At 57.9% G+C, this 20491-nt stretch carries 15 protein-coding genes; 10 read left to right on the plus strand and 5 right to left on the minus strand.

Annotated features, from left to right (window positions below):
* Nucleotides 1-54: 54 nt before the first annotated feature.
* The 4 genes from dnaE to RIKMI_RS0112310 all read right to left on the minus strand — a co-directional run bounded on the left by dnaE (nucleotide 55) and on the right by RIKMI_RS0112310 (nucleotide 5904).
* Complete coding sequence (dnaE, locus tag RIKMI_RS0112295) at nucleotides 55-3711, minus strand: DNA polymerase III subunit alpha (protein WP_027291869.1); 3657 nt, start codon at nucleotides 3709-3711, stop codon at nucleotides 55-57.
* Nucleotides 3712-3919: 208 nt separating this feature from the next.
* The gene (locus tag RIKMI_RS14460) at nucleotides 3920-4513 is read right to left on the minus strand and encodes a M48 family metallopeptidase (protein ID WP_051214544.1); all 594 of its coding nucleotides are present in this window, start codon (nucleotides 4511-4513) and stop codon (nucleotides 3920-3922) included.
* Nucleotides 4500-5405 (minus strand): tRNA (adenosine(37)-N6)-dimethylallyltransferase MiaA, encoded by a 906-nt coding sequence (miaA, locus tag RIKMI_RS0112305; RefSeq protein ID WP_037291984.1) that lies wholly within the window; start codon nucleotides 5403-5405, stop codon nucleotides 4500-4502. Before miaA ends, RIKMI_RS14460 begins: the two co-directional genes overlap by 14 nt.
* Entirely contained in the window at nucleotides 5383-5904 is a 522-nt protein-coding gene (locus tag RIKMI_RS0112310; protein WP_027291871.1) for an IS1096 element passenger TnpR family protein, read from the minus strand. The genes miaA and RIKMI_RS0112310 overlap by 23 nt, the downstream gene beginning before the upstream one ends.
* A gap of 112 nt (nucleotides 5905-6016) precedes the next feature.
* On the opposite strand from RIKMI_RS0112310, the gene RIKMI_RS0112315 reads away from it, so the two are divergent.
* The gene (locus tag RIKMI_RS0112315; RefSeq protein ID WP_027291872.1) at nucleotides 6017-6913 is read left to right on the plus strand and encodes a diaminopimelate dehydrogenase; all 897 of its coding nucleotides are present in this window, start codon (nucleotides 6017-6019) and stop codon (nucleotides 6911-6913) included.
* A gap of 98 nt (nucleotides 6914-7011) precedes the next feature.
* Here the strand turns inward: RIKMI_RS0112315 and RIKMI_RS0112320 are convergent, their stop codons facing one another.
* A complete protein-coding gene (locus RIKMI_RS0112320) occupies nucleotides 7012-8565 on the minus strand; it encodes a M35 family metalloendopeptidase (RefSeq protein WP_027291873.1) in 1554 nt (517 codons plus the stop codon).
* 222 nt (nucleotides 8566-8787) lie between these two features.
* Between RIKMI_RS0112320 and RIKMI_RS0112325 the strand changes: the two genes are divergently transcribed.
* The 9 genes from RIKMI_RS0112325 to gyrA all read left to right on the plus strand — a co-directional run bounded on the left by RIKMI_RS0112325 (nucleotide 8788) and on the right by gyrA (nucleotide 20479).
* Nucleotides 8788-10005 (plus strand): AIR synthase related protein, encoded by a 1218-nt coding sequence (locus tag RIKMI_RS0112325; protein ID WP_027291874.1) that lies wholly within the window; start codon nucleotides 8788-8790, stop codon nucleotides 10003-10005.
* A gap of 46 nt (nucleotides 10006-10051) precedes the next feature.
* The gene (locus RIKMI_RS0112330; RefSeq protein WP_027291875.1) at nucleotides 10052-11428 is read left to right on the plus strand and encodes a Na(+)-translocating NADH-quinone reductase subunit A; all 1377 of its coding nucleotides are present in this window, start codon (nucleotides 10052-10054) and stop codon (nucleotides 11426-11428) included.
* A 9-nt stretch (nucleotides 11429-11437) separates the two neighbouring features.
* The gene (locus RIKMI_RS0112335) at nucleotides 11438-12622 is read left to right on the plus strand and encodes an NADH:ubiquinone reductase (Na(+)-transporting) subunit B (RefSeq protein WP_027291876.1); all 1185 of its coding nucleotides are present in this window, start codon (nucleotides 11438-11440) and stop codon (nucleotides 12620-12622) included.
* 18 nt (nucleotides 12623-12640) lie between these two features.
* Nucleotides 12641-13465: an NADH:ubiquinone reductase (Na(+)-transporting) subunit C gene (nqrC, locus tag RIKMI_RS14140; protein ID WP_084135304.1), complete on the plus strand. Its 825-nt coding sequence runs from the start codon at nucleotides 12641-12643 to the stop codon at nucleotides 13463-13465.
* Nucleotides 13465-14112, plus strand: a complete 648-nt coding sequence (locus RIKMI_RS0112345) for an NADH:ubiquinone reductase (Na(+)-transporting) subunit D (RefSeq protein WP_027291877.1) — start codon at nucleotides 13465-13467, stop codon at nucleotides 14110-14112. The genes nqrC and RIKMI_RS0112345 overlap by 1 nt, the downstream gene beginning before the upstream one ends.
* A gap of 27 nt (nucleotides 14113-14139) precedes the next feature.
* Complete coding sequence (nqrE, locus tag RIKMI_RS0112350) at nucleotides 14140-14757, plus strand: NADH:ubiquinone reductase (Na(+)-transporting) subunit E (RefSeq protein ID WP_027291878.1); 618 nt, start codon at nucleotides 14140-14142, stop codon at nucleotides 14755-14757.
* Between the two features lie 19 nt (nucleotides 14758-14776).
* Nucleotides 14777-16069 (plus strand): NADH:ubiquinone reductase (Na(+)-transporting) subunit F, encoded by a 1293-nt coding sequence (gene nqrF, locus RIKMI_RS0112355; protein ID WP_051214545.1) that lies wholly within the window; start codon nucleotides 14777-14779, stop codon nucleotides 16067-16069.
* A 286-nt stretch (nucleotides 16070-16355) separates the two neighbouring features.
* Nucleotides 16356-17858 (plus strand): sulfatase family protein, encoded by a 1503-nt coding sequence (locus tag RIKMI_RS0112360; RefSeq protein WP_027291880.1) that lies wholly within the window; start codon nucleotides 16356-16358, stop codon nucleotides 17856-17858.
* A 104-nt stretch (nucleotides 17859-17962) separates the two neighbouring features.
* Nucleotides 17963-20479, plus strand: a complete 2517-nt coding sequence (gene gyrA / locus RIKMI_RS0112365; RefSeq protein ID WP_027291881.1) for a DNA gyrase subunit A — start codon at nucleotides 17963-17965, stop codon at nucleotides 20477-20479.
* Nucleotides 20480-20491 lie beyond the last annotated feature (12 nt).

Genomic DNA, 20491 nt, shown 5'->3' on the forward strand with positions numbered 1-20491 from the left:
GTTATCTAATCTGAAGTTTGTGTTCCCCAATATGCAAAAAGCATACAAATCTAATCAATTTATCCGGTATTTGAAACCGTAATCGTCCAGCAGCCCCACCACCTGGGCGTTCAATTCGATTTTGGGAGTACGGGTACGCAATGCCACTTTCACGCCGCTGTCCGGGTCGAAAATATGGAACAGCAGCGATACCGGCCCGGCCGAAGCGGCCGCCGTACTCGACAGATCGGTAATGAACCCGGTCGAAAGGTCCCGAACCGGCACCGTCACTACCAGTTCCCGGATATCGCTTTCCATCACCTCCGCAAGGCTCTTCATGCTTTTGATGGCGATTTCCATTTCGCCCGGCCGGAAACGGCTCATCTGCACCCGGCCTTTGATCAGTATGGAGTTCTGCTCGAAACAGAACGAATGGAAGGTCTCCCAGTCCTTGCTCCAGAGGGTGAACGTGTGGCTGCCGCTGAAGTCCTCGATCGTAAAACGGCCGTAAGGTTTCCCCGTCTTCGTCGTGAGGTACTGCGCCGAAGTGACCATTCCGGCCACCGTGAAGTCGCGCTCGCGCATCGACTGCAAATCGTCCAGTTCGCTCACCGTGTTCGAACAATATTTTTCGATCAGAATGCGGTAATCGTCCAGCGGATGCGACGAGAGGTAGATGCCCACCACCGCTTTCTCCTTTTCGAGCGTTTCGAGCTTGCCCCACGTTTCGGCACACGGGATCTCCGGTTTCTGCACCATCACGTCCGACATCATATCCCCGAACAGGCTGTTCTGTTTCTGCGCCCGTTCGGCCTGCACGAGGCTGCCGTACCGGATGAGCGACTCAATGAACGACGCCCCTTTATTATCCAACGCAAAGAACTGGCTCCGGTGGAACGGAGCGATGGAATCCAACGCGCCGGCCAGCGCCAGGCATTCGATATTCTTCTTATTGACCGTCTGCAAATTGACCCGCTCCACGAAGTCGAAAATATCCTGAAAGTCGCCGTTGGCATGCCGTTCGTCCAAGATCGCCTGCACGGCATTCTCGCCCAAACCTTTGATTCCCCCCATGCCGAAGCGGATATTCTGTTCGCTGTCCACCGAGAAATGCAGCCGGCTTTTGTTCACATCCGGCCCCTTGACCGGAGCCCCCATCCGTTTGCACTCGTCCATGAAGAAACTGATCTTCTTGATGTCCGACAGGTTCCGGCTCAGGAGCGCCGCCATGAACTCGGCCGGATAATGCGCTTTCAGGTAAGCGGTCTGGTACGACACGTAAGCATAGCACGTCGAGTGGGACTTGTTGAACGCATACGAGGCGAACGCCTCCCAGTCTCCCCAGATTTTTTCGCACACCGCGCGGTCGTGCCCGTGAGCCACAGCCCCGTCGAGAAAATCGCCCTTCATCTTGTCCAGCACGTCCTTTTTCTTTTTCCCCATCGCCTTTCGCAGCGTATCGGCCTGCCCTTTGGTAAATCCGGCCAGCTTCTGCGAGAGCAGCATCACCTGCTCTTGGTAAACCGTGATACCGTAGGTATCCTGGAGGTATTCCTCCATATCCGGCAGGTCGTAGGTGATCGGTTCCCGGCCGTGCTTACGCGCGATGAAGTTCGGGATATATTCCATCGGCCCCGGCCGGTAAAGGGCGTTCATGGCGATCAGGTCTTCGAACCGGTTGGGCTGCAAGGCTCTGAGGTGCTTTTTCATCCCCGGCGATTCGAACTGGAACAGCCCCGTGGTCTCGCCGTTGGAATAAAGCTCGAAAGTCTTTTTGTCGTCGAGCGGGATGGCGTCGATGTCGAGGTCGATCCCTTTCGATTCCTTCACATTCTGCACCGCATCCTTGATGATGGAGAGCGTTTTCAGCCCGAGGAAGTCCATTTTGATCAGGCCGGCGTCTTCGACCAGGCTCCCTTCGTACTGCACTACGAACAGCTCCGCATCCTTGGCCGTCGAGATCGGCGCGAACTTCTCCAGGTCGTCCTGCCCGATGATGATCCCGCAGGCATGCACCCCGGTCTGGCGCACGGAACCTTCCAGTTTTTCGGCATAGCGCAGCGTGTCGCGGATCAGCGGATTTTCCGAATTGCGTTCCGCCGCCAGTTCCGGCACCTCCTTGTACGCTTTTTCGAGCGTCGTCCCCGGTTTTTCCGGCACCAGTTTCGACAGCCGGTCGCTCTCCGGCAGCGGCAGTTTCTGCACCCGCGCCACGTCCTTGATCGACGATTTGGCCGCCATCGTACCGAACGTGATGATGTGCGCCACCCGCTTCTGACCGTATTTCTGCACCACGTAGTGCATCACGTCCTCGCGCCCGTCTTCGTCGAAGTCGATATCGATATCGGGCAGCGAGATGCGTTCCGGATTGAGGAAACGCTCGAACAGCAAGTCGTATTCGATCGGATCTATATTGGTGATCTTCAAACAATAGGCTACCACAGACCCCGCCGCCGAACCGCGGCCCGGCCCCACTGACACGCCGATCTCGCGCGCGGCCCGGATAAAGTCCCACACAATGAGGAAGTAACCCGGGAACCCCATCCATTCGATCGTCTTCAATTCGAAATCGATCCGCTCCCGGATCTCGTCCGTCAGCTTTTCGCCCGGATAGCGTTTTTCGGCCCCCTGCCAAACGATATGCCGCAGATAGAGATACTGCCGGGCCGTCAGCAATAGGTCGGCTACCTGTTCGCCGATCGCGCCGATCTCCGCTTCCGAAGCGCACGCATCGACCTTCGCCGTCATCGCTGCCAATTCGTCCGGTTTGTCCTTGTATATCTTGCCCAACCCCACCGCGATCGACTTCTTAAGCGGTTCCAATTCCACCACGAAATCGTCCGGCAACAGGAAGTTCGGCATGTACGGTTTGTGGCTCAGCGAATAATCCTCGATCTTGGCGACGATCTCCCGGGTGGTGGCCAGGGCCTCCGGATGGTCGGGAAACAGCGCCGCCATCTCGTCATAGCTTTTCAGGTACTCCTGCCCCGTGTAACGCATACGCTGCGGGTCGTCCAGATCGCGCCCCGTGCTCAGGCAAATCAGTCGGTCGTGCGCGGCGGCATCCTCCGCCAGAATATAATGCACGTCGTTGGTCGCGATATATTTGATGCCGTGCTTTCCGGCCAGTTCGAGCAGCGCTTTGTTCACCGCGACCTGATGGTCGTAAACTTTCGCGTCCCGCTGCGGATCGCCCGTCCGGTGAGCCTGCAATTCCAGGTAATAATCGTCGCCGAACAGGTCGTGAAACCACTTCACGGCCGCCTCCGCCCCCGCCAGATCCCCTTTCATGATGCGCTGCGGGATTTCGCCGCCGAGACAGGCCGAACAGCAAATGATGCCTTCGTGATATTTTTCGAGCAGTTCTTTATCGATACGCGGATTGTAATAGAACCCTTCGGTCCACGCATACGAGACGAGTTTGATGAGGTTGTGGTACCCTTCGAGATTCTTGGCCAGCAGGATCAGATGGTCGCCGCTGCGGTCCTCTTTCTCGGTTTTGTCGAAACGGCTGCGGGCCGCCACATAGACCTCGCACCCCAGAATCGGTTTGATTCCCGCTGCATGGGCCGCGTTATGGAACTCCTTTACCCCGAACATATTGCCATGGTCGGTGATGGCCAGCGAGGTCATTCCCAACTCTTTGGCCCGGGCCAGCAGTTTCTTGATCGCGGCCGCCCCGTCCAGGATGGAATATTGCGTATGTACGTGTAGATGAGTAAATTCCGACATTTTAACCGTTTCTTTTCTTGGCTGATAGGTTTCCTCACAAAGGTAGTTTTTTCCCCGTTCACCGCGAAGCGCGAATCATAAAAAAGAAGCAATGATATACGCCTCTATCCCGCATCGGGCTACATGCTTTCCAGCCGACTCTATGGCGCGACAGGGGACTCCCGCCGGGGCACGAGTGCCGGCCGCGAACGCAAAACGGACTCCCCGGTCAGCGGATAATTTTCCGCTCGCGGGCAAAGTTTTTCAGCAACCTGTCCGCATCGCGCCACAACGGCATAAAAGACTCCACCAACCGGTAAAAATCTGCGGAATGATTGCTGACCACGAAATGACACAACTCATGCAGGACGATATAATCGATACAGGGTTGGGGCGTTTTGACCAGATGCAGGTTCATGGTAATCAATCCCTTCGTATAATAACACCGCCCCCACGCCCGCCGCATGGCATAAATTTTCAGCTTCGGCGCGGGAATCGCATAGCCTGCCTCGCGAAACATCGGCAACCAGCGGTTCACGGCTTCCCGAAACGTTTTCCGGGCCTGACGGCGGTACCAGTTTCCCATGAAAAGTTCGAAATTCTCCCGCGTAGCCGGATGGAGCGATACGACCCAGGTATCTTCCCGCACGAGCAACCCGTTCCGCACGGCGTCCGTTTTCAGCACCACCCGGTATTCCGATCCGCGTAACAGGAATTTCCGCCTCACGCAGCGGATCGGCATCCCGCCCCCGCCGGTCTCTCCGGTACGCAGGCGCAGCCACGCCACCGGGCGACCCTGAAAAAGTATCTTAATGACTCCCATCGATATACGCGATCATTTCCGCCGTTTCGGACGGGCCGAACCAGCGGATTTGCGGATCGCGCCGGAGCCAGGTCAGCTGCCGTTTGGCATACCGGCGCGTATTCCGTTTGATGAGTTCCACGGCCTCCTCCAGCGAAATCTTACCGTCGAAGTGGTCGAAAAGTTCCCGGTACCCGACCGTCTGCAAAGCCGGCAACGCGCGATAGGGATAGAGCGTTTCGGCCTCGGCGACCAGCCCCTGCCGGAGCATCTCCTCCACCCGCAGGTCGATCCGGCGGTACAGCTCCTCGCGCGGCAGGTCGATGCCGATCTTCACCGTCCGGAAACTCCGCCGTTTGGCCGAACCGCTGCGCAGCGCCGAATAAGGTCTGCCGCTCAACCGGCACACCTCCACCGCTCGCACCACGCGCTGCGGATTCTTCCGGTCTACGACGGCATAATAGTCCGGGTCGAGCCGCTCCAGTTCCTCCAGCAGGTCGGGCAAGGGCCTGGCAACCAGCACGCTCCGCAGGGTAGGATCGGATTCCGGCAGGTCGTCGAACCCGCCCAGCAAGGCGTCCACATAAAGTCCCGAACCGCCCACCAGCAGGACGTCGGCCGTTTCCGGGAACAGTTTCTCTTCCAGCAATACCAGCGCTTCCCGTTCGTAATCCCCCGCCGTAAAGGATTCGTGTATGCTTTTGTTCCGGATGAAATAATGGGGAATACCTCTGCATTCGGCCGGCGAAGGGACAGCCGTCCCCACCTCCATATCCCGGTACACCTGCCTCGAATCGGCCGAAACGACCGGAATCCCGTAATGTTCGGCCAGGACGACGCCGGCAGCGGTCTTGCCGACCCCCGTAGGCCCCTGTACGACGATCAGCCGCCTATTCGTCGTCGTAATTGTCATCGCCCTGAAAATCGCCGAATTCGTCCATCGCCTCGTCGAACATCGACCGCCCGTCCGGTTCCCGTTCCGCCGCCCGGCATTGCAGAGGCGGTTCGCCCTCCTCGGTCACGATACGCGGGTATTCCACCCCGTCTTCGGCGAATTTGGTCTCGATCAGTTCGATGAAAAACTGACGTTCGTTAAATATATCGAAAACGTAAATCAGCCGCCCGAATTTTTCGTGCATGATCTGCCCCAGCGACACCCGCTCCATCGGCAGCGGAACGTCGGAACCGCTCCCTTCTCCGTCGAGCCCCATATCCTCGGAAGTGAACTCGCGCAGCTTCTCCCACTCGGCGTCCGAAGTGAAAATAGAAGCCATTTCGGCCGGGCTGTATCCCACCGACTCGCGCAGATAGGTATGGAAATCGGCCAGGTTCATATCGTACGGCACTTCGTAATCCCTCACGAAATCCTCGGCCTCGTCGCTGAGCATTCTGAATTTGAATATCATAGACATGACATCTCGATTTTGGTCCGTCCAAAGATAACTTTTTTTCACATTCCGCTTATGGCGGAAAGCGGCGAATTCATTTTCTTTGTATTCGGAAAATTCAAAAACTTACAGGAAAATGAAAAAGATACGTGCAGCCATCGTCGGTTACGGGAATATCGGCCATTATGTGCTGGATGCGCTGGAGACGGCGCCGGATTTCGAAATCGCGGGCATCGTCCGGCGCGACGCGTCGAACGTGCCGGCCCGGTTGGCCGGTTACAAGGTGACGACCTCGCTGGAAACCCTCGAAGAGGTGCAGGTGGCCATCCTCTGTACGCCGAGCCGCAGCGCTCAGGAATATGCAGAAAAAGCCCTCGCGCTGGGTATCAACACCGTGGACAGTTTCGACATCCACACCGACATCGTCGAAACGCGCCGGGCGCTGGACGCCTCGGCACGCAAACACGCGGCCGTAGCGGTACTTTCCGCCGGCTGGGACCCCGGCACGGATTCGATGGTGCGGGCCCTGCTGGAGGTTTGCGCCCCGAAAGGGCTGACCTACACTAACTTCGGTCCCGGTATGAGCATGGGACATACGGTGGCCGTCAAAGCGATCGACGGGGTGCAGGCCGCCCTGTCGATGACGATTCCGACCGGTACGGGCATCCACCGCCGGATGGTCTATATCGAAGTGAAAGAGGGGTACGATTTCGCAGACGTAGCCGCCAAAATCAAGGCCGACCCCTATTTCGTGCACGACGAAACGCACGTGATGCAGGTAGAATCGGTGGACAGCCTGCTGGATATGGGCCACGGAGTGAACCTGACCCGCAAAGGGGTATCGGGCAAAACGCCGAACCAGCGTTTCGAATTCAACATGAGCATCAACAACCCGGCGCTGACGGCGCAGATCATGGTCGCTTCGGCGCGTGCGTCGCTGCTCCAGAAACCGGGAGCCTACACGATGATCGAGATCCCGCTGATCGACTATCTGTACGGCGAACGCGAAGCGCTTATCAAACGGTTGGTATAACTTTCCTTACGCAACCAGCGAACCGGCGGCCGTTTTGCCTATGCAAAACGGCCGCTTTTCATTCGGTCCCGATACTCCGCCTCCCCCGCCGCACGCCGTTACCGTTTCCGTCTCTCGTCCAGATACTTCTGCCGGATGATTTCGGCGATCGGGATATTCCGAATTTTGCTCTCCAGCCACGAAATGATATCCAGATAAAAGAACGGGCGGCGCTCGTAAGGGTGCGTCTCGAACGGTTTCAGGTGCTCGTACAGCCGCGTCAGCTCGCCCTTGAAATCCGACGCATAGGTATGCGGTATCCGTTTCAGGAACGTGATGATCTCATGCTGAACGGAGTGCATATCATTGATTTTCACAACGAAAGCATATACATTCCTGATCTGGTATTCCAACGAATAGTCGTCCCCCGCCTCGTAGGAGGCGATCAGGTGCAGGATACGGGCGAAAACCTGCAAATCGCGCCGGAACTGCGGGTTCGGAATCGAAATGATCGCATGCAGGTACCCCATGCACTTCTTGTAGTCCCCGTTACCGAAATAGAGACACGCGATTTTGTACGAAAGCAGCATCCGGTAATGTTCGTCCACACTGCGGCCGTACCGGGCCAGAAAATCGTCCACCTGAGCAGCCAGCTCCACCCCTTCGGCGAAACTCCCTTCCAGAAAATGGACATTGATCTTGGCCTGCAACAGACAGAGATTCGACAAAATAATCAGGTTGTCGGTCATCGGCCTGATCTTCGGCAACTGCCGCTCGAACTTGCCGATCACCCGCACCATCTGATCGTGGCGGCGGGTCATGAAAAGCACGTCCAGCAGCCGGGCCACCGCCCGCACATAATGGTCGTAATAGGGGGAAATCAGCTCCGGCTTCTCGTCGAACAACCCGACCCAACGGAGCGCATATCGGTAACAAATCACGAAATCGTGCCGGATATAACTGTACCACATCCGGGCCTGATACAGATAGAGCCGCTCATGGAAACTCATTCCCCGGTCGTCGTACCCCTCCAGTTTCGACTTGAAAAAATCGGTCACCAGCTTGCGGTCTTTCGCGCTGCGGACATACCCCAGTTGCAGATTGAGGCTGTAAAGCTGCACCGACAAATTCGACAACTCGTTGATATTGGAGATCCTTTCGGAAAGCGCCTCGGCCTGGTCGCTCAGCCTTTCGGCCCGATCCGTGGCGCTGCGGTTCATGTGCAGCGACTCGACCCGCTTTTCGAACTCCACGATTTCCAGGGCCAACGTGAAGTTCCGGTATTCCAGCGCCATCTTCTTGGCCTTGTCCAGCATCTGCAACGCCTGGCGGAACATGCTTTTGTCGTACAGAATCCGCGCGAAGTCGATCGTCTGGTGGATTTCCATCACCCCCACATGCTGCACGTTGAGCAATCGGATGCTTACCAGAATCTGCCGGTAGAGGTACGATTTCATGTTGGGCAACTGCTCCTTCCGGATACCCGATTTTTTGAGTACTTTGGCCTCGTCGTATTCGTCGAGCGAATCCAACGCGTCGAACAAGGCGATGAACTTCGCGTCCTGATTCGCCGCGCTCCGCGACGCGAAAAGCTTGAAATTCCGCTTTTCGGCCTTGCTCATCCCGCGGACTAATTCGAAAACCGCTTCCTGCCTGTTGGTACCCGTCGTCATGCGTAACCTCTGTTTTTCGCAAATATACCCATTTTCCGCCGCGATCGCACAGGCCGCCCCGGAACGGAACGCCGCGCACGCCCCTCTTCCAGACAGGCGCCGCCCCGACGCAGCTGACTGAAATTCAGACAAATCATAAAATAATCAGCAACTGTTAAATTATTCACACGAAAAAAGAAAAAATTGAATAACTTTGCGCACGTCAAAAAAACGGCATACCCAATGGCAGACCATTCACGTTACGCGGGCCGCGGAGTTTCATCCGGCAAAGAAGACGTCCACAAAGCGATCAAAAACATCGACAAAGGCTTGTTCGACAAAGCTTTCTGCAAAGTGATACCGGACTGGTTCACCGGCAGCGAAGACCACTGTCTGGTCATGCACGCCGACGGCGCCGGGACCAAATCGTCGCTGGCCTACGCATACTGGCGCGAGACCGGCAACACCGACGTATGGAAAGGCGTGGCCCAGGACGCCGTGGTGATGAACACCGACGATCTGCTCTGCATCGGGGCTACCGACAATATCATCCTCTCCTCGACCATCGGGCGCAACAAACGGCTGATCCCCGGCGAGGTGATCTCCGCCATCATCAACGGCACCGAAGAGTTCCTGCAAACCATGCGGGACTACGGGGTCAATATCCGCTCCACGGGCGGCGAAACCGCCGACGTGGGCGACCTGGTGCGGACCGTTATCGTAGACTCCACCGTGACCGCACGGATGCGTCGGACGGACGTAATCACCAACGCGAATATCGCCCCGGGCTGCGTGATCGTGGGCCTCGCCTCCTACGGCCGGGCCGGATACGAAACCTCGTACAACGGCGGTATGGGCAGCAACGGGCTGACCTCCGCCCGCCACGACGTGTTCGGTAAAAAAATGGCCGAAAAATACCCGGAAACTTACGACGGAGGCATTCCGGCCGATCTGGTCTATACCGGCTCTTTCGGCCTGACCGATCCGGTGCCGGCCGCATACGGGGCCGGCATACCCGACGGCATGGATATGGGACGGCTGGTGCTGTCCCCGACCCGTACCTACGCCCCCGTCGTCACCCGTATTCTGAAAGAGGTGGGGCGCAGGAACATCCTCGGCATGATCCACTGCACCGGCGGGGCGCAAACCAAGATTTTACACTTCGCAGGCAAAGGATTGCACATTATAAAAGACAACCTATTCCCGGTTCCTCCCTTATTTGCCATTATCCAGGAACAATCCGGCACGCCGTGGGAAGAGATGTACAAAGTCTTCAACATGGGCCACCGGATGGAACTCTACGTCGCCCCGGAAACGGCCGGCGACATCATCGGCATCTCCGAATCGCTGGGCGTGGAGGCCCGGATCGTCGGCCGCGTGGACGCGCTGTCCGATCCCGACGCCCCCGCGCAACTCGACGTGAAAGGGGCCGACGGCACGACCTACCGTTACGCCCGCTGAAACCGGCCAGAGACAGACATTTCAAAACAACAACTCAATAACCAACATGTCGAAAGTAATCAAACTACGCAAAGGTCTCGACATTAACCTGGTCGGCGCCGCCGAACGGGTGCTCACCAAAAGCGCGACGGCCGCCAGCTACGCCCTGGTGCCGGACCACTACCGCGGTGTGACCCCCAAGCTGCTGGTCAAGGTTGGTGACAAGGTCAAAGCCGGCAGCCCGCTCTTCTTCTCGAAAGAGAACCCCGAGGTGCTCTTCACCTCGCCGGTCAGCGGCGAGGTCAGCGCAGTCAACCGCGGCGAGAAACGCAAAATCCTGAGTGTCGTGGTGACTCCCGACGGACAGAATCAGAGCGAAAACTTTGACGTATGCCCCATCGCGGAACTCAGCCGGGAACGCGCAAAAGAAACCTTGCTGCGGGCCGGTTTCTGGCCCATGATCATCCAGCGGCCATTCGGGGTCATCGCCCGCACGGACGCAGTCCCGAAAGCCGTTTTCGTATCGGGACTCGATACGGCGCCGCTGGCTCCCGACCTGAATTTCCTCGTGCAGGATGAAGGCGAGAATATCATCGCCGGCCTGGAAGTGCTGAAAAAACTGACCGACGGCAAAGTGCACCTGACCGTAGGCACCGACACCACCGCGGGCGTGCTCAGCCGCGTCAAACAGGCCGAAGTGCACCATATCGAAGGGCCGCACCCGGCCGGCAACGTCGGCGTTCAGATCTCCCAGATCGACCCCATCAATAAAGGGGACATAGTTTGGACCGTCGAACTGCAACACGTGGCCATGATCGGGCGCCTGTTCCTCACCGGTACCGTGGACATGGGCAAAGTCGTCGCCCTAACCGGATCGGAAGTGGCCAAACCCCGCTACTTCAAGGTCGTCAGCGGCGCGCTGATCTCGTCGGTAACGGACGGCAACCTGCGCCCGCAGGCCGAAGGCGAAAAACACGACGTGCGCATCATCAGCGGCAACCCGCTGACCGGCATCAAAGTCGCCCCGGACAACGTGGAAGGATACCTCGGTTTCTACCACAACCAGATCACCGTCATCCCGGAAGGCAACAAATACGAATTCCTGGGCTGGGCCATGCCGCGGCTGGACAGATTCTCCGTATCGCACAGCTACTTCTCGTGGCTCTTCCCCAAGAAGAAATACAACCTCGACACCAACATGAACGGCGGGCACCGGGCGTTCGTACAGACCGGCATCTACGACAAAGTGATGCCGATGAACATCTACCCCCTGTACCTGATCAAAGCCATCCTGGCGGGCGACATCGACAAGATGGAAAACCTCGGCATTTACGAAATCCTCGAAGAGGACGTAGCCTTGTGCGAATTCATCGACCCCTCTAAGAACGAATGGCAGGCCATCGTCGGCAAAGGGATCGAACTGATGATAAAAGAACTCAACTAACGGCGCAGTATGAAAGGATTAAGAAACTATCTGAACAAGATAAAGCCCAACTTCGAAAGGGGCGGAAAGTACGGCAGGTTCGCCTCCACTTTCGAAGCGTTCGAATCGTTCCTCTACGTGCCGAACACCGTGACGAAAAAAGGAGCGCACATCCGCGACGCCATGGACCTGAAACGGACCATGACCGTCGTGATCGTCGCATTGCTGCCGGCCCTGCTCTTCGGCATGTTCAACGTAGGGTACCAGCACAACCTCGCCCAGGGCGTGGAAGCCACCGTCATGCAAAACTTCTGGTTCGGCTTTCTCAAAGTGCTCCCCATCATCATCGTATCGTACGTGGTGGGCCTCGGCATCGAATTCATCTTCGCCGAAATCCGCCACGAAGAGGTCAATGAAGGATTCCTGGTCAGCGGGCTGCTGATCCCGATGATCATGCCGGTAGACTGCCCGCTGTGGATCATCGCCGTGGCCACGGCATTCGCCGTGATCGTCGGCAAAGAGATGTTCGGCGGCACGGGGATGAATATCTTCAACCCCGCACTGCTGGCACGCGCTTTCGTATTCTTCGCCTACCCGACCTCCATTTCCGGTAACGAAGTCTGGGTGGCCGGCCTGAAAAACGGTCTTTCGACCGTGGACGGTTACTCCGGTGCCACCCCGCTTTCCGATGCGGCCGCCGCTCTCTCGGAAGGCGCCCAGTCCATCGACTGGAGCATGGGCACCACCCCGATCGACTGGTTCTACGGCTTCATTCCCGGCTCCATCGGCGAGACCTCCACGCTGGCCATCCTGATCGGCGCCTTCGTCCTGATCTGGACCGGCGTCGGTTCATGGCGCATCATGCTCTCGTGCGTGCTCGGCGGTCTGGTCATGGGCGGCCTGTTCAACCTGATCGGCGCCAACGTGCTGATGGACATTCCGGCCTGGTATCACCTGATTATCGGCGGTTTCGCCTTCGGTACCGTCTTCATGGCCACCGACCCGGTAACCGCGGCGCAGACCAACCGCGGCAAATGGATCTACGGATTCCTGATCGGCGTCCTGTGCGTCATGACCCGCGTGCTGAACCCCGGTTATCCGGAAGGCATGATGCTCGCCATCCTGTTCATGAACGCCATGGTGCCGCTGGTGGACTATTACGTCGTCCAGGGCAACATCAAACGTCGTCTGAAACGGGCCAAAGCCAACGCATAACATTTCACTACCGAGACAATGAACAAGCAAAGCAATACGTATATAGTCGCCTACGCGACCATCCTGGTGGTTGTCGTCGCCGCGGTGCTTTCCTTTGCCGCCATTAAGCTGCAACCCATGCAGGAGGCCAACGTCAAGACCGAAAAGATGGGCGCCATCCTCAGCACGATCGGGGAAGGCAGCGAAGCCGCGACGGCACCGGACAAAAACAAATACATCGAGACCGAATTCGCGAAATACATCACCAGAGCGTTCTTCGTGGATTCCACCGGAAACGCGACGGACGCCACGACCGAGCAGGTGCTGGCGTCGCTGAACGACCTGCCCTCCGTATTCGCCTCCCGTACCGCCATGCCGGTCTTCGAAGCCACGGTCTCGAAAGACGGCGGCAAACGGACCGAATACGTCATCCCGATGACCGGTAAAGGCCTGTGGGGAGCCGTATGGGGGTACGTCGCCCTGAACGCGGACTGCAATACCGTGGAAGGAGCCGTATTCGACCACAAAGGCGAAACGCCCGGCCTGGGCGCCGAAATCTCCGGCAAGCCGTTCCAGGCGCAATTCGTCGGAAAACAGATCTTCAACAAAGAGGGCGAGTTCGTATCGATCGACCTGCTCAAAGGGCAAGGGGCCTCGGCGGGCAACCCGTCGGCCGTGGACGCCATCTCCGGCGGCACGCTTACCTCGAACGGCGTCAAAGCCATGCTCAAAGAGTGTCTGAACGACTACGTGCCGTTCTTCGAAAAAGTACAGTCGACCGCAACCAGCGTACCGATGACTGAAATCGTTCCGGCCGCCGACAGCGCCGCAACCGCCCAAAATACGGAAGGAGGAGCCAAATAATGAGTACCCAAGAAAAAGAGCCGCTCTTCTCGGCTAAAAACATGAACACCCTGCTGGGACCTCTGGGACGCAATAACCCGATCCTGGTGCAGATCCTCGGTATCTGCTCGGCGCTGGCCGTGACGGCCAAAATGAAACCGGCATTCGTCATGGCCCTGTCGGTAACCGTCGTCACCGCATTCTCCAACCTGATCATCTCGCTCATACGCAAAGGCATCCCCTCGCGTATCCGCATCATCGTGCAGCTCGTGGTGATCGCCGCTCTGGTAATCCTCGTGGACCAGGTGCTCAAGGCATTCGTTTACGACATCAGCAAGCAGCTGTCCGTTTATGTCGGGCTGATCATCACCAACTGTATCCTGATGGGCCGTCTCGAAGCGTTCGCCATGGGCAACAAACCCTGGCCCTCGTTCCTCGACGGGATCGGCAACGGTCTGGGATACGGTATGATCCTGCTGATCGTGGCCTTCTTCCGCGAGCTGTTCGGTTCCGGTACCCTCTGGGGCTACCAGGTCATCCCGCAGTGGTGCTACGACCACGGTTACGTGAACAACGGCCTGATGATCCTGCCTCCGATGGCCCTGATTATCGTGGGCATCATCATCTGGATCCACCGCAGCCGCAACAAGGAATTGCAGGAGAAATAGCGCACCCCAATCAAGTAGAGATCAATCATGGAAAACATACTTAACATCTTTGTCAAGTCGATCTTCATCGACAACATGGTCTTCGCCTTCTTCTTCGGGATGTGTTCCTACATCGCCGTGTCGAAGACCGTCAAGACCGCGATGGGGCTGGGGCTTGCGGTGATCTTCGTGATGACCGTGACCGTTCCGGTCAATTACCTGCTCAACGAATACGTCCTCAAAGCCGGCGCCCTGAGCTGGGTGTCCGAATCGATGGCCGACGTGGACCTCAGCTTCCTGAGCCTGATCGTCTTCATCGCCGTGATCGCCTCGATCGTACAGCTGGTGGAAATGGTCGTTGAAAAATTCGCTCCCGGCCTGTACAGCTCGTTGGGTATCTTCCTGCCGCTGATCGCCGTGAACTGCGCCATCATGGGCGGCTCGCTCTTCATGCAGGAACGCGCCTACGCCAATATCGGCGAAGCGACCGCTTTCGCATTCGGTTCGGGGATCGGCTGGTGGCTCGCCATCATCGGTATGGCCGCGATCCGCGAAAAACTCGCCTACTCCAACGTGCCCAAGCCGTTGAAAGGAGTCGGGATCACGTTTATTATTACCGGTCTGATGGGGATCGCCTTCATGATCTTCCTCGGCATCCAACTCTAACGCATTACAGACAGACACGATGATATCATCAACAATCATTTCAGCAGCGGCCCTGACCCCGACCCTCGTCACGGCCATCATCGCCTTCGCGGTGATCACGCTGATCCTGGTGGCCGTGCTCCTCTTCGCCAAGAAGAAGCTCACCCCGTCGGGCGACGTGAAGATCACCATCAACGGCGAAAAAGAGATTACCGCCCAGACCGGTTCCAGCCTGCTCTCTACCCTCAGCGAACAGGGTATCTACCTGCCCTCGGCCTGCGGGGGAGGCGGTTCGTGCGGGATGTGCAAATGCCAGGTACTCGAAGGCGGCGGCGAGATTCTGCCGACCGAAGTCAATTTCTTCAGCCGCAAACAACAGCAGGAACACTGGCGCCTGGGTTGCCAGGTCAAAGTCAAAAACGACCTGAAGATCCAGGTTCCGGAATCGGTGCTCGGCGTCCGGAAATGGGAATGCGAAGTCATCTCGAACCGGAACATCTCGACCTTCCTCAAAGAATTCGTCGTAAAACTTCCGGAAGGCGAACAACTGAAATTCCGCAGCGGCGGCTACATCCAGATCGACGTGCCGAAATACGACGAGATCAAATTCTCGGACATGGAGGTCGAAGAGCAATACCGCGAAGATTGGGACAAGTTCAAGATGTGGGACCTGGTCACCAAAAATCCCGAACCGACGTTCCGTGCCTACTCGATGGCCAACCACCCGGCCGAAGGCAACATCATCATGCTCAACATCCGTATCGCCACCCCGCCGTTCGACAAAGCGGCCGGCGGTTTCATGAAAGTGAATCCGGGTATCTGCTCGTCCTACATCTTCAGCCGCAAACCGGGCGACAAGGTAACCATCTCAGGTCCGTACGGCGAGTTCTTCCTGCCGGACAACCTGCCCGATACGCAAGAGCTGATCTTCATCGGCGGGGGCGCCGGTATGGCTCCGATGCGCAGCCACATCATGCACCTGTTCAAGACCGAAAAGACCAAACGCCCCGTGTCGTTCTGGTACGGCGCACGCGCTCTGAAAGAGGCTCCGTACATCCACGAGTTCCACGAAATCGAACAGGAGTTCCCGAACTTCTCGTTCAATCTGGCTCTCGACCGTCCGGATCCCGAAGCCGACGCCGCAGGGGAGAAATACACCGCAGGCTTCGTGCACAACGTGCTGTACGAAAACTACCTCAAGAACCACGAAGCACCCGAAGATTGTATTTACCTGATGTGCGGGCCGCCCATGATGATCTCCGCCGTCGTGAAAATGCTCGACTCACTCGGGGTTCCGCCGGAAAATATCCTGTACGACAACTTCGGTTCCTAATCGAACCTCCGTTCCCTGACCGGACAACGGCCGGACAAGGAAAACGATACGAAAAAACTCTTCGAAATCGAAGAGTTTTTTCGTATTTTTGTATGAGAAGCACGATGGATCGTACCCGATTCTATCCGGACGTTTTTCAATCGTTTTCATCTCCCGTCCGCTCCCTTTCGCCCCGGACGACGCTCCGGCCCCGTACCGGGCGGTACCGCAGAGCCGGCGGAGAAAACCGTTGTCCTGCTTCGGGTAAAGCCATCGCAATTACCTTTGTTTAGCCAACCTAAGCCACATGAACCGTTCCCTCCGTCCTTTGCTGCTGACCGCCCTGCTTCCTTCGGCCGTTTCGGCCCATCCGGACGACAGCCCCAACATCATCTATATTTTAGCCGACGATATGGGTTACGGCGACGTTTCCGCCCTCAATCCCGAATGCAAAGTCCGCACCCGGCATATCGACAGCCTCGCGGTGCAAGGCATCTCTTTCACCGACGCGCATACCTCCTCTTCGGTCTCTACCCCGTCGCGCTACTCGATCCTGACAGGCCGTTACAACTGGCGCTCATCGCTGCAATCCGGCGTCAGCTGGTCATACAGCCCCGCCCTGATCGAACCCGACCGTCTGACCGTAGCCGGATTGCTGCGCTCGAACGGGTACCATACCGCCTGCATCGGCAAATGGCACCTCGGACTCGGATGGTCCTATAAAACCGACGCGCCGGAACAGGTCGATTTCAGCCTGCCGCTTACCGCCGGTCCCAACGACAACGGTTTCGAATATTCCTACATCATGCCCGCCTCGCTCGATATTCCGCCCTACGTCTATATCGAAAACGGCCGCGTAACGGCGCCCGTCACAGACACCATCGACGGGCGGAACGGCTACGCTTTCTGGCGCAGAGGCCCCATCGCCGAAGATTTCGACATCGCCAAAACCCTCGACCACTTTACCGACAAAGCCGTCGATTATATCCGGACGCACGCCGCCGACGGACAGCCGTTCTTCCTGTACTTCCCGCTCACCGCGCCGCACACTCCCATCATTCCCTCCGACGATTTCGCCGGTAAAAGCGGCATCGGCCCGTACGGCGACTTCCTGCTGCACGTGGACGACGTCGTAGGGCGCGTCACGGCCGCAGTCCGGGAAGCAGGTATCGAACGCAACACCCTGATCGTCTTCACCTCCGACAACGGATGCTCCCCGTCGGCCAACTACAAAAACCTGAAAACCCACGGCCATAATCCCAGTTACATCTACCGCGGGACGAAAGCCGACATTTACGACGGCGGGCACCGCATCCCCTATATTTTCCGTTACCCCGCCCTGATCGAACCCGGCAGCCGCAGCGACGCCCCCGTCTGTCTGACAGGCTTCATGGCCACCTGCGCCGATCTGCTCGGCATCCGCCTGCCGGACAACGCCGGAGAAGACAGCTACAGCCACCTCGCCATACTGCGCGGCAAAGAACGCCGCGCCGACCGGAACCGGCTGCTGGTACACCACTCCATAGACGGCTATTTCGCCATCCGGCAAGGCCCCTGGAAACTGAACGTTTGTCCCGGTTCCGGAGGCTGGAGCGCCCCCGTTCCCGGCGACGAATCCCCGAACGCCCCCCGCATGCAGCTTTTCGACATGGCCCTCGCCCCCGGCGAACCGGCCGAAGCCAACCGCTATGTTCCCGGAGAAAGACGCGCCGCCCGGATGCTGCGCAAACTCGGTCGGGCCATCGCCGAAGGACGGACCACTCCCGGCGCTCCTCAGGCCAACGACGTTCCCGTCGCACTATACAAATAGCCCGGCAGACAAGTCCGCAAAGAGCGTCCGGAATTTGCGAGTGTCGCCGAAAACCCCTATCTTAGTAGCTTAAAAAAGCCAAGAAAAGCGAAATCCATAAACCCATGCAAGAACAGCAAGAGAGAATCATCAGGATCAATATCGAAGAGGAGATGAAGACCGCCTACATCGACTATTCGATGTCGGTGATCGTATCGCGTGCGCTCCCGGACGTGCGGGACGGCCTCAAACCGGTGCACCGCCGCGTGCTCTACGGGATGAGCAACGAACTTTCGCTATATTCCGACAAGCCCTATAAGAAATCCGCCCGTATCGTCGGGGAAGTGCTCGGTAAATTCCACCCGCACGGCGACTCGTCGGTTTACGACGCCATGGTGCGCATGGCCCAGGAGTGGTCGCTGCGCTACCCGCTGGTGGACGGCCAGGGTAACTTCGGGAGCGTGGACGGGGACTCCCCCGCCGCCATGCGTTACACCGAAGCCCGCATGAAAAAAATCACCGACGAAGTGATGGCCGACATCGACAAAGAGACCGTCGATTTCACCCTGAACTTCGACGACACCATCTACGAGCCGACCGTGCTACCGACCAAGATCCCGCTGCTGCTGGTGAACGGGAGCTCCGGGATCGCCGTCGGGATGGCCACCAACATGCCGCCCCATAACCTGAGCGACACCATCGACGCCATCGACGCCTATATCGACAACCCCGATATCGAAATCTCGGAACTCATCGAGAAGATCAAAGCCCCCGACTTCCCCACCGGCGGGATCATCTACGGCTACGAAGGGGTGCGCGAAGCCTACGAAACCGGCCGCGGACGCGTGGTCATCCGCTCCAAGACCGACATCGAGCACACCCCCTCCGGACGCGAATGCATCGTCATCACCGAAATCCCGTATCAGGTGAACAAGGCCGAAATGATCCAGAAAATCGCCGGCCTGATCAACGAAAAGAAAATCGAAGGCATCTCGTATATCAATGATGAGAGCGACCGCAACGGGATGCGCATCGTCATCATCCTGAAGCACGACGCCGTGGCGAGCGTAGTGCTGAACACCCTGTTCAAATACACCCAGCTGCAATCCACCTTCTCGGTCAATAACATCGCGCTGGTGGACGGCCGTCCGCGGGCGCTGAACCTCAAGCAGCTCATCAAATACTTCGTCCGCCACCGGCACGACGTGGTGGTGCGCCGCACCAAATACGACCTGCGCAAGGCCGAAGAACGGGCCCACATCCTGGAAGGCCTGCTGATCGCCCAGGACAATATCGACGAAGTGATCCGCATCATTCGGGCCGCCAAAAACGCCGACGAAGCCAAAGCCGGCCTTATCTCGCGCTTCAGCCTCAGCGACGCGCAGGCCCAGGCCATCGTCGATATGCGCCTGCGGGCACTGACCGGACTCGAACACGAAAAATTGCAGGAAGAGTACGACGAACTGCGCAAGATGATCGCCTACTACAACGAACTGCTCGAAAGCGAACCGATGCAGATGCAGGTCATCAAGGACGAGCTGAACGAAATGAAAGAAAAATACGGCGACAAACGCCGCAGCGAGATCGTCCTGACCGCCGAAGAGTTCAACCCGGAAGACTTCTACGCAGACGAAGACGTGGTGATCACCATCTCCCACCTCGGCTACATCAAACGCACCCCCCTGTCCGAATACCGGACCCAGTCCCGGGGCGGCGTAGGCTCGAAAGGCTCCGCCACGCGCGACGCAGACTTCATCGAGCACCTCTACGTGACCACCATGCACAACACCATGCTCTTTTTCACCGAAAAAGGGCGTTGCTATTGGCTCAAGGTATATGAAATCCCCGAAGGCAGCCGTTCGTCCAAAGGACGCGCCATCCAGAACGTCATCCAGATCGAACCGGACGACAAGGTACGCGCCTACATCAACGTGCGGCGTCTGAACGATCCGGAATACGTGAACAGCAATTATATCGTGATGTGCACCCGCGAGGGGATCATCAAGAAGACCCTGCTCGAAGCCTATTCCCGTCCCCGCCAGAACGGCGTGAACGCCATTACGATCAAAGAAGGCGACCAGCTGATCGACGCCGCGCTGACCTCCGGAGGGGCACAGATCATCATCGCCGCCAAAGGCGGCAAAGCCATCCGGTTCGAAGAGGAAAAAGTGCGCGCCATCGGTCGTACCGGCGCCGGCGTACGCGGCATCAGCCTCGACGAAGGCGACGAAGTGGTCGGCATGCTGACCGTCGAACCCGGCCAGAAACCGGAAATACTGGTCGTATCCGAAAACGGATACGGCAAACGGACAGGCATCGACGACTACCGCATCACCGGGCGGTCGGGCAAAGGTGTGAAGACCATCCAAATCACCGAAAAGACCGGCCGCCTCATCTCGATCCAGGCCGTAAGCGACGAAAACGACCTGATGATCATCAACCGTTCCGGCCTCACGATCCGCACCCCGGTATCGGACATCCGCGTCACCGGCCGTGCCGCGCAGGGAGTCAAGATCATCAACCTGCGGGGCAACGACGCCATCGCATCGGTGATCGCCGTGCCGAAGAGCGAAGAGGAGGAAAATACCGGCGAAGACAACGCAAATACCGCCCCGGACAGCCCCGCGGGCAACGAAGAATAAACTAACAGAAGC

Origin of the sequence: Rikenella microfusus DSM 15922 (genome assembly GCF_000427365.1) — a bacterium.
GTDB classification, from domain to species: domain Bacteria; phylum Bacteroidota; class Bacteroidia; order Bacteroidales; family Rikenellaceae; genus Rikenella; species Rikenella microfusus.